This window comes from Archangium violaceum (assembly GCF_016887565.1).
Classification (GTDB): Bacteria; Myxococcota; Myxococcia; order Myxococcales; family Myxococcaceae; genus Archangium; species Archangium violaceum_B.
Genome location: NZ_CP069396.1, coordinates 5,937,072 through 5,951,601 on the forward strand (window position 1 = coordinate 5,937,072; position 14,530 = coordinate 5,951,601).

A 14,530-nucleotide genomic window follows, 5' to 3' on the forward strand; every position below is an offset into this window, starting at 1 on the left:
TTCCCTTCTCCGATGCGAGAATCCACGGGGGTCTTACACGGTTGCCTCACGGCGAGGCGAGTATCTCCAGCAGCCGTCCCAGGGTGCCCACGGCGTTGGCGTCCTCTTTGTTGATCAGGACGGCGACGGCCGCCTTGCGCTCGGGAAGGTAGCCGGCGAGGGCCGAGAAGCCGGGGATGTTGCCGTCATGGCAGTGCAGCTCGCCCGCCGGAGTCGGCAGTTTCGCGAGCGCCAGTCCGTAGGCGGGGTACTCCGGCGACTGGAGTGACACCCACTGGCGCATCTCCTCGCGCTGTTGGGGTGGGAGGAGCGAGCCCCCGAGGAGCGCCTGGTAGAAGGCGCTGACCTCGTCGGCGGTCGACGCCAGGGCACCCGCGCTCCCCGCCGCGCTCGGGTGGAGCACGTCGGTGTAGTCCATCCAGGTGGTGCTCTCGGGCGACGGGCGGATATAGCCGCGCACGGTGAGGGCGGGCAGCGGCTCGAGGCCATCGAGTCCCGTGTTCTTCAAGCCCAGGGGCTCGAAGATGCGCGTGTGCAGCTGCTGGGTGAGCGGCGTCCCGGTCACCTTCTCGATGATGAGCCCGGCGAGGATGTAGTTGGTGTTGGAGTAGCTCCACTTCGTTCCCGGCTCGAACTCGGGGGAAGCGGAGGCGCCCAGGGCGATGAGCTCCTCTGGAGTCCAGACCTTGCCCGGATTGCTCTCGAGCTGGGCGGCGAAGTCTGGAAGGGTGGTGTAGTTGGCCGCGCCGCTCGTGTGGTTCAGCAACCGGCGCACGGTGATCTCGTTCGCGCGGGGGAAGTCGGGGAACCAGGTCGACAGCGGGGCGTCCAGCGACAGCTTGCCCTCCGCCTGGAGCTGTAGCATCACCGTGGCGACATACGTCTTGGTGATGCTGCCGGCGCGCAGCCGGTCCTCGGCCTTCATGTCGGTGGCGGGCTCCATCGAGGATTTGCCCGTCGCTCCATGCCAGGTGCAGTCCTGGAGGCGGAGCGAGGCCGTGACTCCGGGGAGGTCCTCCTCCTGGAGGGAGGTCTCGAGCGCCTTCTGCAATCGAGGCGCGAGCCGCTCACAGGTGGAGACGGGGGTCTCCCCGCCAGGGGGTGGTTCCGTTTCACAGCCCGTGAGCCACAACGCCAGTGCCGTACCCAGGGAGATTCGTCCGAAACGAGAGATGTGCATTCGTGCCTTCCAAGAGGGGTCCGCGTTCGCGGCCCGTGCGGTTCGCGCACTCAAACACCCGTGCCTCGCGCATCTGTCACCCGGATTCGATTGTGGGTACCCTCGGCGCATGCGGAGTGTTCGAGCGTTCTGGGTCCGGTGGTTCGTCGTCCTCCTGGGGTGCTGCACCGCGGGCTGTGGCCTGGTGCGCAACGCCATCCAGGAAGATCGGCGGTCATCCAATGATCTTCCGGCCTTCACCCACGAGCCGGGAGCCTGGCGAAAGGAAACCGTGCGCATGCGGGATGGTGTGGAGCTGTCCACGCGCATCCTCCTGCCGAAGGGGGTGGAGCGCGCACCGGTGGTGCTCATCCGCAACCCCTACGACCTGGGGCCTTTCATCGATCTGACTTGCGATCTGTTCGTCCGCTACGGCCTGGGCTGCGTGATGCAGGACGTGCGGGGTCGGATGGCCAGTGGCGGCGAGTGGTGGCCCCTGATGAACGAGGTCTCCGATGGCCAGGACACCCTGCGCTGGCTGGTGGGGCAGCCCTTCGTCGACGGCAACGTCGCGCTCTACGGCATGTCGTACCTCGGAGGCACGGCGCTCGCCGCGGCGACGGGGGAGCTGCCGGTCGAGGTGAAGACGGTGGTCGTCTCCATCTTCGGCACGGACCTGCGGGAGGTGGTCTCCGAGCGGGGGCTCCTCCCTCATGAGCTGCTGACGGCCTGGGCGGCCTTCATGCCGGGTCGTCAGGGGACCCGTGACTCGGGGAAGGCCTACCGGATGATGCTCGAGCACCGGCCGCATCTCGAGGCCGATGTCGCGGCCATCGGCGCGCCGCTTCCGTTCTATCGGGAGTGGCTGAACGCATTGGAGCCCGGGGGCGGCCTGTGGCGGCGACCGGAGACCGAGGCCCTGCGGCGGATGCCCGAACGGCTCCCGGTTCCGATGCTCCTCGTCGGTGGCTTCGATGATCCCTTCCTGCCGGCGACGCTTCGCACCTGGGAGTCACTCGCCTCGCGCGAGCGGAGCGTGATGGTGCTGGGGCCGTGGAACCACCTGGGCTCGCAGAGCGGGGCCGTGAAGACCCCCGGCATCAAGGACGACATGAATCAGTGGGGGTTCACCATCCCGTGGCTGCGCCATGCCCTCCAGGGTGTGCCCCTGCCGTACGAGGCGGGCCGCGTGGTCGTCGCGGGGCACGGGGACAGCGGCGCCCGGGTCCTGCCCGCGTGGCCTCCCGCGACGCGGGATCAGGTGCTCTTCCTGGACACGACTCCGGCCGGAGGGGCGCCTGGGGAGTGTGCCTCGGCATCGCTGAGCGGCCAGTCACCGGACGCCCCCGCGTCGCTGACCTACCGCTACGACCCCGCCGAGCCATGGAAGAGCGAGGGAGGGGCCCGAGGACTGGCCTTCGCCATGTTGGGCCGCCAGGGAATCACGCCGGGCCCGGTGGTGCAGACGTGGCCGTGCGCGCGGCAGGACGTGCTGCGCTTCGTTGGGCCCACGTCGGAGTCCGACGTGCGCATCGCTGGCCGCGCGCGGCTGCGTCTTCGCGTGCGCTCGAGCGCGGAGGACACCGCCTTCGTCGCCAAGCTCGTCGACGTGGATGAGAAGGGGCGCGCGGTGCATGTCACCGATGGCGCGGCGACCCTGCGTCTGCCCCTGGCGGACACGCCAGCTCCTCTGCCGTACATACCGGGCAGCGAACGCGAGGTGGAGATCGACTTCTATCCGACCTCCTGGGTGTTGCCGAAGGGCCATCGGCTCGGGCTCTGGGTGTCCTCGTCGAACTACCCCATGCTGTCGGCGCACCTGAACACCGCGCGCCCCTGGTACGAGGAGACGACACCCGTGGTGGCCGCGCAGACGGTGGAGCTCGGAGGAGGGGAGGGCGCGTCGAGGCTCCTCCTGCCGGTGGAGCTTCAGGCCGAAGCACCCACCGCTTTGGTGCATTGAGCTCAGCCGCTCAGGGTCTGGCGTAACCGAGCGGTCGTGCTTCCAATCCGGAGGGGGAGGGCTCGTGGAGGAAGGTCACCCAGCCCTCCCGCCGGGAGTGGCGGGGCACGTAGGAGAGGAACAGCTCGGAGCGCTCCCGGACCTCGCCTCCCTGGCGCAGGTCCACTCCCACCCGGACCTCCTCCGCGGTCTCCTCTCCCCGGTTCTCCACCGTGATGGGCACCCGCCAGTGTCCACTCCCCTGAAGGGGCTTGCCCACGGTGACCACCAGGTCCGGAGGCGCCTCGCCCATCGTCCACGCGTCGACCACCACGTAGCCCAGCACCGCCGCCACGAGCACGCAGCTGACCGCGAAGACGCTCCGCTCCAGCCAGTTCCAATTCGCCTTCATGATTGGATGAGCAGCCTTCCCGCGGAGGCGCCGAGCGTCCCCGCGAATCCCAAGACCACCACCTGCGCCACGCAGGTGGACAATCCATTGCCGTCGAAGCGACCGAAGAACCACAACACCAGCGCCCCGGAGGCGAGCGCCAACGCATAGGTGATGACCGTGCCCATCAGCACGTCCCCCAGCCGGCGATGCCGGGTGAAGCGGTGCGCCCCCGTGAAGTCGAGCTGGTACAGGATGAGTCCTCCGAGCAGCAGTGAGAGCATCGCCGTCCCCAACAGCCGAAAGGGTGTCAGCTCCACGGCGATCATCACGATCTCCTCGGTGGGCGCCACGTTGGCCGCGAAGAGCACCGCTCCACAGAAGCCGATGACGAGCTGTCCGGGCACGTGGTCGGCCTCGTCGCGCTCCTTCGCCTCGTTCCCTTCCTTGCCGCTCTCGCCCCCGCCTCCGAACTGCGCGCTGCCCACGGATATCCCGATGGCCACGGAGCCCGCCTCCACCGTCACCATTCCCACCACTTCCGGCCATGAGCTGTTCGCGGTGATGCGGCCAATCAGGAAGAGCACCCCCGTGGACACAAGCAGTCCCAGCCCCAGCTCCTCCACCGAGTCCGTGAACACCTCGCTCCAATCCACATCCCGCCGGAAGCCACCGTAGCGGTTGTAGCCGAGCAGCAGCACGAAGGTCCCCAGCAGGTAGAGCAGCAGGTGGGCGGGTCGGGTGATGAATCCCGCCCACCAGACCTCCATCGTGTAGAGCAGCGGAATGCTGAAGAGCAGCCCTCCCGCGATGCCCCGGCCGTACTCGCGCAGGGACTCCATCACCGGACGGTGGCGCCTCTCGGGTGAAGCGGTTCTCTCCGGCTCGTGCCGCGCGTCATCCATGGCGCCGCCAATGTATGCGGTCCCTCGCCAGTGAACAGTCCCCTGCATGCACTCCCGTGTCTCTCCGTCCAATGTTCCGGCTGTCTCCGCTCGATGCCATGATGAGCGGATGGAGAATCTCGTGCTTGACCGTGTAGTCGAGGCGCTCCGGTCCGTCCCAGGCGTGGTCGCGCTCGTGCTCGGCGGCTCACGCGGGCGGGGCACGGCTGGCCCCGCTTCCGACTACGACATCGGCCTGTACTACGAGCCCGACGCGCCGCTTGATGTGGCGGCACTCCAGTCGGCCATCGCCCCGCTCGTCGATGATCCATCGTCGACGGTGACCCGGATCGGCGAGTGGGGGCCGTGGATCAACGGCGGCGGTTGGCTCACCATCGCAGGGACGGAGGTCGATCTCCTCTACCGCGATCTCGGACGCGTTCGCGAGGTCATCGCCGAGGCGCGGCAGGGCCGCTTCTCGATGAACTACCAGACAGGCCACCCTCACGGCTTCTGCTCGGTCATCTGGATGGGCGAGGTCGCGACCTGTCAGCCGCTCCTCGATCCGTTCGGCCGCATCGCGGAGCTGAAGGGCGAAACCTGGCCATACCCGGAGGCTCTAAGGGATGCGCTGATTGTCCGCTTCGGTTGGGAGGTGGGCTTCGCCATCGAGAATGCCCAGATCGCGGCCAGGCGCGCCGAGCAGACGCACATCGCGGGCTGTGCCTACCGGGCGTTGTGCTGCATGGCGCAGGTGTTGTTTGCCTTGAACGGCCGTTACCTCATCAACGAGAAGGGCGCCGTCGCAGAAGCCGCGACCTACCCGATCACCATCGAGGGCCTGGCCAGGGCGCAGGCCGAGATCTGGCGCGACATCGGAAACGCGGACCACGAGAGCGCGCTGCGCCGGCTGCGCGGCTTGTCCGACGGTCTGCGCGCGATCATGGAGCGAGTGGGGACGAAGGGGTAAGCCCACTCTTCCAGAAGTCGAAGGGAGAGGGTGGAGAACCGGCCCGATCAGCTTTCCTTCTTGATCTGCTGGGCGAGGTAGTTCGTCTCGCCTACCTGCTTCATCAGCTCGAACTGGGCTTCGAGCCAGTCGATGTGCTCCTCGGTGTCCTCGAGGATCGTCTCCAGCAGCTCGCGGCTGCCGTTGTCCCCCAACGAGCGGCACGTCTCGATGCCCTCGTTGAGTCGCTTCTGCGAGCCGAGCTCCAGGTCCAGATCCAGACGGAGCATCTCCGGGATGCTCTCGCCCACGTTCACCTTGCCCAGGCGCTGCAGGTTGGGCAGGCCATCGAGGAACAGGATGCGTTGGACGAGCCGGTCGGCGTGCTTCATCTCGCCGATCGACTCTTCGTAGATCTTCTTTCCGAGCCGCTCATACCCCCAGTTGCTCGCGATGCGCGCGTGCAGGAAGTACTCGTTGATCGCCGTCAACTCGGTGGTCAGGATGTCGTTGAGGAGGTCGAGGACCTGGGGGTGGCCTTTCATAGAACCGCGGACACTAACGGGAGGGTGATGCCCGTACAATCCTCCCGAGCAGCGGATCTGGCACAGGCCTCCTGCCGGTTCTCCGTGAGGAGCTGAGCCAGCTGGCTCTTGCACCCCCCACATCCGGTTCCAGCTCCACACGCGCGTCCCAGGTCATCCACAGTCCGCACCCCCTCGGAAATCCGGGCTCGAATGGTCCGATCCGACACGACACGGCACAGGCACACGATCATACGGGGCTCGAGTCACGACTGGCCGCAGCAAGCGGCGCTCATTCAAATGAGAATGATAATAAGTTTCAAAACCCCCCTGGTCAAGCCGCGTCCGGGGAGGGCTCTGTCCAGGAGCGCACACCCGGCCCTTCGCGGGTGCCGGCCGGCTTGGAGGGCAGGCGGCCTTCCGTGAAGGAGAGGGTGGGTGCAGGTGGGACTGGCGAGGACTGCCCCGTGGCTACCCGAGCAGCGATGACGAGCCACTCGGAGACATTCGAAGGGGTGGCTTCCACCCTCCACGCCGCGTCTCGTCCCGGCTCGATGTTCAAGTACGGACTGTTCAGTATCGGGCATGATATTGAATTGTATGTATTAGCAAAGCACATGGCTGGTGCATTGTTTGCTGGTTTTGTTTGTTTTCCCAGGAATGGATGGGAGGATGTTCATGCGCACAATCACAGCCAGAATCCATCGGATTCTTTCCTTGCTGCTCTGGGGATGCCTCGTCTGTGCCCCCGGGTGCTCGGACAGCACCCGGGACAACGGGGGCAACGGCTCGTCGTCGGAAGGGACGGGCTATCACCGGAACGATCAGGGCATGACCGCCCAAGCCGGTGGCAACGTCTTTCTCATCGGAAGCGGTATCTATGACATCACCGGCCCGGCCGGAGAGCTCACGATGATGGGGTTTGCCGTATCGGAACAGAAAACCGCCGGCATCCACATGAGGCTGCGGTCACGGGCTTTCGTCATCGGCGACGGTACCAGGCGGGTCGTCTTTGTCAGCGCCGACCTGGGCCAACTCTTCCAGATGGTAAAGCTGAAAGTGAGCGAGAAGATCGCGGCCAATGCCGAGCTCGCGCAATATTACAACACGAAAAACATCCTCCTGTCGGCGACGCATACCCACAGCGGCCCCGGGGGCTATTCGGGGTATTTTCTGTATGACGCGACCATCAACGGGTTCGTGAGACAGAATTTCGACGCCATCGTGGACGGCATCTACCAGTCCATCCTGCGCGCCCATGCCAACGTGAAGCCCGGCAAGATCCTCGTCAACGAAGGGACGCTCGAGGGCGTCGGCGGGAACCGCGCGGTGGAAGCCTACAACAACAACCCCGCGGCGGAGCGGGCCCGGTATGACAGCATCACGGACAAGACCATGACGCTTCTGAAGCTCGTCGGCCTCGATGGCGAGGAGATCGGCATGGTGAACTGGTACGCGGTGCACCCGGACAGCATCGGCCCCGGAAACAGGTTGATCAGCGGCGACAACAAGGGCTGGGCGTCGTACCTCTTCGAGAAGGAAAAGGGGACGGATTACCTGGCGAACAAGACATTCGTGGCCGCGTTCGCCCAGGCCAACGCCGGCGATGTGACGCCGAATATCGGGTTCGGTCATGCGCCTCCCGATTTGACGTTCGAGAAGAACAAGAGCCTGGAGAACGCCGTCCTCAAACAATACAACAAGGCGAAAGAGCTTTACGACGGCGCGACGAGGGAGCTGACCGGCTCGGTGGATTTCCGCCACGAGTGGGTGGATATGAGGACGCTCTACGTCGCTTCCGCGGGAACCACGACCTGCGCGGCCGGTATGGGGGCCTCCTTCTCGGCCGGCAGCCCGTATGACAATCCGAGCCCCTCGCCGCTCTTCCCGAACGGGACCACGGTTGACAGCGTGCAGTGGAGCGAGGGCGCCGGCAAGGCGGCGCTCTTCCAACTCCTGGGCGGCGTCTTCGCCTTCGCGTGGCCGGCGACCACCGACGCGGCGTACAAGCAGTGCCATGCGGAAAAACCGGTGCTGATACCGACTGGCGTGGCGGGCCTCAACATCAACGGTCCGACCATGACCCCGCAGATCATGCCCCTCCAGGTATTGAAGATAGGGAATCTGGCCATCGTCGCCGTACCCGCCGAGGTGACCACCATGGCGGGCCGCCGCCTGAAGGACACGGTGAAGACGGAGCTTGCGAGCGTCGGCGTCGACACGGTGGTCATCGCCGGGCTCTCCAACTCGTACGCGTCATACCTGGCCACCCGGGAGGAGTACGCCAAGCAGTGGTATGAGGGGGCCTGCACGCAGTTCGGTCCGAACGAGCTGGCCGCCTTTCAGCAGGAATATACCAGGCTGAGCAAGGCCATCGTCAGCGGCGCCGACGTCGCGGCCGGCCCCACACCCGAGGACGTGACGGGCCAGACGGTCGATATGACCGCGAAGGTGGTGCTGGACGACAAGCCGCTCGACAAGGACTTCGGGAGCGTGATCACTCAGCCGGCCGCGAGCTATGCGAGGGGAAGCCTGGTGACCGTGCAGTACTGGGGCGGGCATCCGAACAACAATCTCCAGACGCAGGGATCGTTCCTGGCGGTCGAAAAGCTGGTGAACGGCGCATGGGTCGCGATCGCGTGGGACTGGGACCCGGAAACGACATACAGGTGGGAACGGAGCGGAATCTCCTATTCCAAGATAACGATTACCTGGGACACGAGAAACGCCGCGGCCGGGACATACCGCATACGCCACAAGGGCCACTGGAAATCTGGATGGACCGGGCAGATAAGCCCCTATGAAGGGGTTTCGGAGCCATTCACGGTGCTGTAAGCGCCCGCACGATGTCTTCGGTGACTATTCACTCCCTCTTTCGGGTGATTTCCAACAAGGCCAGACGTTCTACTTTGATTGGGTGATCGGGACATCAGATGGTTCCTTGAAAGACCACTTCCACCTCCTGCGCGGAGTGGTCGTGCTGACGGTCGTGGGCTTGCTGGCGGCATGTGGAGACCGTGGCGACCCGGGAGTGGCGAAGGCGAACCCCGAAGCCGCGATGTCCGGAAGCGGCCCCCGCCCGGCCGCCATGCGCACGGCCGATGCCGCTCCCGCGCTGCCCGCCGGCCGCTACGTGCTCGTGAGTGCTCTGAGCGGCAAGTGTGTGGAGGCAGTCCCCGGCACCACTGACGGAGGGAGGATCCAGCAAGCCACCTGCGTCAACGGCCCGAATCAGACCTTCGAGGTGATCCGAGAAGCCGACGGAGGCTACAAGTTCGTCAACGTGGGCACCGGTCGCGTGCTCGACCTGAACGGCGGCTCCACCGCGGACGGTGCCGTCATCCAACAGTGGAGCGATAACGGCTCCAGTGCCCAGCGCTTCCTGCTGCGACGCGAACAGGGCAATCTCCACAGCCTGGTCAACGTGGGCAGCCGCAAATGCGTGGCCATCGAAGGCGGCTCCAGCACCGAGGGGGCCGGTCTGCGGCAGGCCAGTTGCGACAGTCAGGCGCCGCAGCACTTCCTGCTCCATCCCCGAAGCGGCGACAGCCGGGGCCCGCTGGCCGTGGGCCAGTACAGCCTGCGTTCGGTGAGCTCCAACCTGTGCCTGGAGGTCGCCGGCGCCAGCACGGCCGATGGAACCCAGGTCCAGCAAGCCAACTGCGACAACGTGGCGCATCAGCACTTCGAGGTTCTGCCCTCGGCGGATGGCACCTACCAGTTGCGTGGCGTCCACAGTGACAAGCCGCTGGACGTGCGCGGGAACACCCCGGTCAATGGCGAGCCGCTTCAGCAGTGGAGCGACACCGGTGGGCCCAACCAACGCTTCAGGGTGACCCCCGTGGGAGAGGCCTACCAGCTCGAGGCTTCGCACAGCGGCAAGTGCATGGACGTGAAGGGCATGAGCCAGGAGGTGGGCGGGCAGATCATCCAGTGGGATTGCAACGGCCAGTCCAACCAGCAGTGGCGGCTGGAGGCCGCGACGCAATCGGCGCCCACCGGCTCCGCCAATCTGCTCGAGCTCCCACTCGAGGTGCTGAGCGATGGCTCCCCTTCGATCCCGGCGATCTCCGAGGCCAGCCTTCACGTTGACTCCAGCAAGCTCGGCGCCGTGAGCCAGCTGTGGTGGGTGTGCCACCGCTGCGCCTTCTTTGGCGCCCCCGAGTTCGAAGCGACGAGCCAGCCGCCCACCCGGATCAAGGCCAGTGTGCGCGTGCTCGGAGGCGTCAGCCCGGACCAGGCCGACGGCATCCCCTGGATCGACATCACGGACGCCACCGTGAAGCTGGCCGATGTGGAACGTGTCCAGGGCGGTCTGACCCGAGGCGGGTTCTACACCACGCGCATGAGCCTCGAGCTCGATGCCACCACCCGGGCGAGGCTCGTGGCCGCGCCTGGGGCAAACCTCATCCAGTTCCGTTTCAACGGGACCGATGGCGAGTCCAATGGCTACCGCGTCCTCGACCTCCAGCTGCGAGACGCCCAGGGCACCAGCCTGGCCAGCAACCCCGTGCGGTTCGCCGACATCCAGGTCGAGAAGGTGGCCGGCCAGACCTGGAGTGCCGATGTCACGGCGGGCGAGGCGCTCTGGTATGGCCAGGGCAAGCTCCTCAAGAGCAGTATCGTCAGACGCGGCATCAAGGCCGCCTGCTCCTCCTGCCACGCGAGCGATGGGCGGGATCTGCAGTACTTCAACTACTCCAACAACGCCATCGTGCAGCGCTCGCGCTTCCACGGCCTGAGCGATGCACAAGGCAGACAGATCGTCGCCTACCTTCGCTACAGTCAGCGGAACGTGCCCCACGTGCCCCAGGCCTCGCCGTGGAACCCACCGTACCAACCCGGCCCGGGGCTGGACGGCAGACCCATCATCGAATGGGCCGCCGGAGCGGGCCTGGGCGCCGTGCTCGAGACCCCCACCCAGGCCGTCCAGGCCCTCTTTGGAAAGCCGCTGGGCTCCCAGCCACTCAACCTGAGTCAGGCGGACGTCGATGCCGTGATGAACGCCAACGCCACCCTGAACGCACGGGAAGTCGCGATGCCGTTGCAGTATCCCGACTGGAACGCCTGGCTGCCCACGATCCATCCGCTCGACGTATGGCCCACGGGGGCCAGCAGCGCCGGTTCCTTCGAGAACGGAGCCCAGTGGTCGCAAAGCAGCCGCACCCATCCCAAGGCCAGTGCGGACCAGATCGAGGCGTGGCTCGAGGCCCACAAGAATCCCAACGGGCAGTATGGGGACTGGAGCCATCTGACCCCGAGCGAGCGCAACGAGGCGCAGGGTTACTTCAGCGCCTTTGGCTGGGAGGCCTACCGCTTCCTGGGCGGGGGCCGCGGCAATCACATCGCCAGCTCCGGCGAGTACGGTGCACAGGTCGGTGCCCGTCTCCTGGCCGCGCGCGCCGCCAGCTCCACGACGGACAGTGATCCGGCGTCCTTCACCACCAATGCCTTCATCGAGCGCGCCGTCATGAGCATGCTCCACTGGAACGTCATCAAACAGTGGGAGTGGGCCCACACCCATGGGCTCGAAGGCAATCAGCAGTGGTTCATTGGCGACTTCAACGCCGCCACCCGGACCTGGAGAGGCCGGGGTGAAGTGCGAGGCTGGCCCTTCAACACGGTGAGCGTGTTCTTCCTGGCTCCGCACATGCTCTACCAGGCAGACGAGACCTCCACGGGCAAGGTCACCCGGGAGTGGTACCTGGCCTGGGAGCGCTCCAACATCGTGGGCTCGTACTACCGGACCAACGCGTGGTACCAGATGCAGGTCTCCATCAACCCGGGCGCCCAGGGCGATTGGGTGAACTTCTCGGTGGACTGGCCCTATCTGACCGGCTTCGACGAGCTCCTGTCGGCGAGCGTGGGCACCTCGACACCCGCGCACGCGAACGCGGCCTTCCTGAGTGACATCCGGCTGCTGCAGGCCCGCATCAAGTCGGCCCAGTACGTCAACAACGACATCCCGCTCTACGTGCCGACCCAGACCGGCAGCCTCATAGACAACCGCGGACGCTTCGGCCGGGCGCAGACCCTGAAGCACCTGACTCCCACCAACTTCATGGATCAGGCGACGACCCAGGGCACCAGCAAGACGCCCTTCAGCAAGCTCGAACAACTCCAACCGGGCCTGTACCTGAAGGTGCTCAACGGGGCGATCAACCAGTTCAATGTCCTGTACACCGACACCGAGCCCGCGAACTGGCGGCGTTGCGATCCGGCCAACACGGAGCTGGGAGAGAGCGAGCCGTATGCCGGGTTCGCGTTCTGTGTGGACCAGACCCGCAAGCCCCTGGCGCAGCCACAACCGGGCAGCTTCGTGATGAACGCGGTGAACGGAAGGGTCACGGCCGAGCAGTCGCAGCAGTATGGCGTTTGGAAGGCCACGCAGCTGGGTGCCGATGCGCAGCGCATCCAGAAGTGGCGCGAGTGGACCTCGCGTCTCTGGCCTTGAACCAAGAGCGGCCCAAGGAGAACACGATGAGCACCTTCACCACTGCCGACGGATGCAACCTGGACTACCACATCGCTGGCTCGAGCCAGCGCACCCTGGTGCTGCTGCACGGCTGGTCGCAGTCGCGTGCGATGTTCGACCGGGTGATTCCCTTGCTGGCCAGGCACTACCGTGTCCTCAGCTACGACCAGCGTGGCCACGGGGAATCCGGCCACCCCACGCACGGCGCCCGCATCGCCCGGCTCGCGCGCGACCTCGATGAGCTCCTGACGCACCTCGGTATCGAGCAGGCGGACCTCGCGGGCCACTCCATGGGGGCGTCGGTGCTGTGGAGCTACCTCGACCTGTTCGGCTCCGCGAAGGTGGCTTCGCTCATCATCATCGACCAGCCCAGCGCCTGCACCGTCCTGCCCTGGTTGAACAAGACCGAGGCGGCTCAAGTGGGTGCCATCCTGGACTTCCCCGGTGCCGAGGCCTTCTGCAAGGGGATTGTCGGTCCCGACGCGGCGGCCGTGCGGCGCAACTTCCTCGTCTCCATGCTCACCAGGCAGATCTCCGACGAGGATCTGGCGTGGCTCTACCAGGAGAACCTCAAGCTCGACGGCGACTTTGGCTCGCGGCTGCTGCTGGATCACATCATGCAGGACTGGCGTGACGTGCTGCCACGCATCGACGTGCCGACGCTGGTGATCGCCGGAGAGGTCAGCCACGTCAACCCGGCATCGCAGAAGTGGAGCGCCGAGCAGATCCCCGGTGCCCGGCTGCGCACCTTCACCGCCGAGGAGGGGGGCTCGCACTTCCCGTTCTTCGAGCGGCCGGAGCCCTTCGCCGCCGCCCTGTGCTCCTTCCTCGACGCCTGGTCGGCGCCGCGGGCCCGGGCAGCCTCCGTCTCCTGACCCCCAACGGCGCCCCGGTGGTTGCTACGCGCTGAAGCGGACGACCTCGATGCCCTTGTCCGTCCCCACGGCGAAGCGGCGCCCGACGGGGTCCAGCGCGAGCGGCGGGAGGGGGTCGAGGTGGTGGATGATGCTGCTGGACTGCTGACCCGTGGCGAGCCCGGGCCAGCTCTCCAGGACCCGGCCGGTCGTGAGCTCGATGAGCTTGGGGTGCTCGTAGAAGCCCACCGCGTGGTCCTCCATCACCATCAGGGTCCCCACGGGCTGCTCCAGGGGCGCCAGGGACAGGAAGCGGCGCTCGGTGAGCGAGTAGACCCCGAGGCGCACGGCGCTCTCCGGCTGTCCGTCTCCGACGGGGGTCTCGTTCCCGTCCAGGCCGGAGCAGTTGAGGACGAGCGTATCCCGCGCTCCGAAGGCCGCCGAGTGGACCTCGAGGAATGAATCCCCCCGCACGAGATCCTGGAACTGGTCCAACGACTCGGGCCGCTCGAGCGCCTGGGCCACGTCGAAGACATACGCCGCGTCCACCGGATGCCAGATCCACCCGGCGCTGAGCAGGTAGCGCCCATCACGGCTGAATTGGAGCCGGGAGTGGAAGAAGTCAGGCGATTCGCTCTCCCGGCGGGTGAGCCGTTGCCCGGTCTCGGCGTCCTCGAGCTCCAGGCGGCAATACTCCTCGGGACAGTGGGCCAGGAGCGTGCGGCCACTCGGCAGGGTCTGGAGCGCGATGGGGTATTCGTAGACATCCGCGTGGTAGTAGCTGCGGTTGAGCTCGCGCACCTGCCGTCCATCGCGCAGCAGGACCGCCTTGGTGCCGAGCTTCTCGTAGAAGACGGCGTACCGGCCATCCTGGGACATCACGGCGGCGTCGAAGCGGTAGCCATGGCGGATGTACGGATCGACGATCCTCCCATCCAGTGCATGGCGGATACCGCCGGAGACCCAATCGACGAGCTCCTCACCACTCCAGCAGAGGGATTCGGGAGGGGAGGGGGTCGGAAGGAAGAGACGTTCAGCTTTCATGGACCCCGGGACGCAGGGGCCCCGGGGAACCTGACAGGCTTTCCTGGGCCGCGCGTCCATGTCCTCCTCCTGGAATAGGATGGGGCCATGTCCAGCGGAAGCGGCTCGATTGTGAGGCCCTGCCCGGTCACCGCGGTGGTGGTGAACAGGGAGTTGTAGATGGCCTCCTCGGTGGCCTCGATGACAGCCTGAAAGAGCGGCGTCATGTCTTCTGCGGGAGGTGCTTTGGGCAGGCGCGGGTGGGAGTACCGGCGGAGGCAGCCGGAGGGGACGGTGCTGTACGAGGCGGTGAGGGACAACCTCGCCAC

Annotated in this window: 12 protein-coding genes; 5 read left to right on the forward strand and 7 right to left on the reverse strand. The window is 66.4% G+C overall.

What is annotated here, in order from left to right:
* Positions 1-46: 46 nt before the first annotated feature.
* A complete protein-coding gene (locus JRI60_RS24060) occupies positions 47-1,180 on the reverse strand; it encodes a serine hydrolase domain-containing protein (protein WP_204228227.1) in 1,134 nt (377 codons plus the stop codon).
* Positions 1,181-1,289: 109 nt separating this feature from the next.
* Here JRI60_RS24060 and JRI60_RS24065 point away from each other — a divergent pair, with 109 nt between their 5' ends.
* The gene (locus JRI60_RS24065) at positions 1,290-3,122 is read left to right on the forward strand and encodes a CocE/NonD family hydrolase (protein WP_204228228.1); all 1,833 of its coding nucleotides are present in this window, start codon (positions 1,290-1,292) and stop codon (positions 3,120-3,122) included.
* 10 nt (positions 3,123-3,132) lie between these two features.
* On the opposite strand, the gene JRI60_RS24070 is transcribed toward JRI60_RS24065, so the two are convergent.
* Together JRI60_RS24070 and JRI60_RS24075 are read right to left on the reverse strand one after the other, a co-directional pair.
* Positions 3,133-3,513, reverse strand: coding sequence for a hypothetical protein (locus JRI60_RS24070; RefSeq protein WP_204228229.1), 381 nt, complete (start codon positions 3,511-3,513; stop codon positions 3,133-3,135).
* On the reverse strand, positions 3,510-4,397 hold the full coding sequence (locus JRI60_RS24075; protein WP_204228230.1) for a TIGR02587 family membrane protein: 888 nt from the start codon (positions 4,395-4,397) through the stop codon (positions 3,510-3,512). Before JRI60_RS24075 ends, JRI60_RS24070 begins: the two co-directional genes overlap by 4 nt.
* Positions 4,398-4,506: 109 nt before the next feature.
* Here JRI60_RS24075 and JRI60_RS24080 point away from each other — a divergent pair, with 109 nt between their 5' ends.
* Positions 4,507-5,346, forward strand: coding sequence for a nucleotidyltransferase domain-containing protein (locus JRI60_RS24080; RefSeq protein ID WP_204228231.1), 840 nt, complete (start codon positions 4,507-4,509; stop codon positions 5,344-5,346).
* 47 nt (positions 5,347-5,393) lie between these two features.
* Here JRI60_RS24080 and bfr read toward each other — a convergent pair whose 3' ends face one another.
* Positions 5,394-5,870 carry a bacterioferritin gene (bfr, locus tag JRI60_RS24085; protein WP_204228232.1) on the reverse strand — a complete coding sequence of 159 codons (477 nt, stop codon included), beginning with the start codon at positions 5,868-5,870 and terminating at the stop codon, positions 5,394-5,396.
* Entirely contained in the window at positions 5,867-6,103 is a 237-nt protein-coding gene (locus JRI60_RS55155) for a (2Fe-2S)-binding protein (protein ID WP_204228233.1), read from the reverse strand. Before JRI60_RS55155 ends, bfr begins: the two co-directional genes overlap by 4 nt.
* A 577-nt stretch (positions 6,104-6,680) precedes the next feature.
* On the opposite strand from JRI60_RS55155, the gene JRI60_RS24095 reads away from it, so the two are divergent.
* The 3 genes from JRI60_RS24095 to JRI60_RS24105 all read left to right on the forward strand — a co-directional run bounded on the left by JRI60_RS24095 (position 6,681) and on the right by JRI60_RS24105 (position 13,199).
* A complete protein-coding gene (locus JRI60_RS24095) occupies positions 6,681-8,684 on the forward strand; it encodes a neutral/alkaline ceramidase (RefSeq protein WP_239470696.1) in 2,004 nt (667 codons plus the stop codon).
* Positions 8,685-8,790: 106 nt separating this feature from the next.
* A complete protein-coding gene (locus JRI60_RS24100; RefSeq protein ID WP_239470697.1) occupies positions 8,791-12,303 on the forward strand; it encodes an RICIN domain-containing protein in 3,513 nt (1,170 codons plus the stop codon).
* Positions 12,304-12,329: 26 nt separating this feature from the next.
* Positions 12,330-13,199 carry an alpha/beta fold hydrolase gene (locus JRI60_RS24105; RefSeq protein ID WP_204228234.1) on the forward strand — a complete coding sequence of 290 codons (870 nt, stop codon included), beginning with the start codon at positions 12,330-12,332 and terminating at the stop codon, positions 13,197-13,199.
* Between the two features lie 24 nt (positions 13,200-13,223).
* Here the strand turns inward: JRI60_RS24105 and JRI60_RS24110 are convergent, their stop codons facing one another.
* Both JRI60_RS24110 and JRI60_RS55160 read right to left on the reverse strand, forming a co-directional pair.
* Positions 13,224-14,222 (reverse strand): hypothetical protein, encoded by a 999-nt coding sequence (locus tag JRI60_RS24110; RefSeq protein WP_204228235.1) that lies wholly within the window; start codon positions 14,220-14,222, stop codon positions 13,224-13,226.
* Entirely contained in the window at positions 14,219-14,428 is a 210-nt protein-coding gene (locus tag JRI60_RS55160) for a P1 family peptidase (RefSeq protein WP_204228236.1), read from the reverse strand. The genes JRI60_RS24110 and JRI60_RS55160 overlap by 4 nt, the downstream gene beginning before the upstream one ends.
* Between the last annotated feature and the right edge of the window lie 102 nt (positions 14,429-14,530).

Bases quoted from the DNA above. Each gene is read 5' to 3' on its own strand.
- JRI60_RS24060 (WP_204228227.1), bottom strand. From the start codon at position 1,180: ATGCACATCTCTCGTTTCGGACGAATCTCCCTGGGTACGGCACTGGCG.
- JRI60_RS24065 (WP_204228228.1), top strand. From the start codon at position 1,290: ATGCGGAGTGTTCGAGCGTTCTGGGTCCGGTGGTTCGTCGTCCTCCTG.
- JRI60_RS24070 (WP_204228229.1), bottom strand. From the start codon at position 3,513: ATGAAGGCGAATTGGAACTGGCTGGAGCGGAGCGTCTTCGCGGTCAGC.
- JRI60_RS24075 (WP_204228230.1), bottom strand. From the start codon at position 4,397: ATGGATGACGCGCGGCACGAGCCGGAGAGAACCGCTTCACCCGAGAGG.
- JRI60_RS24080 (WP_204228231.1), top strand. From the start codon at position 4,507: ATGGAGAATCTCGTGCTTGACCGTGTAGTCGAGGCGCTCCGGTCCGTC.
- bfr (WP_204228232.1), bottom strand. From the start codon at position 5,870: ATGAAAGGCCACCCCCAGGTCCTCGACCTCCTCAACGACATCCTGACC.
- JRI60_RS55155 (WP_204228233.1), bottom strand. From the start codon at position 6,103: ATGATCGTGTGCCTGTGCCGTGTCGTGTCGGATCGGACCATTCGAGCC.
- JRI60_RS24095 (WP_239470696.1), top strand. From the start codon at position 6,681: ATGACCGCCCAAGCCGGTGGCAACGTCTTTCTCATCGGAAGCGGTATC.
- JRI60_RS24105 (WP_204228234.1), top strand. From the start codon at position 12,330: ATGAGCACCTTCACCACTGCCGACGGATGCAACCTGGACTACCACATC.
- JRI60_RS24110 (WP_204228235.1), bottom strand. From the start codon at position 14,222: ATGAAAGCTGAACGTCTCTTCCTTCCGACCCCCTCCCCTCCCGAATCC.
- JRI60_RS55160 (WP_204228236.1), bottom strand. From the start codon at position 14,428: ATGACGCCGCTCTTTCAGGCTGTCATCGAGGCCACCGAGGAGGCCATC.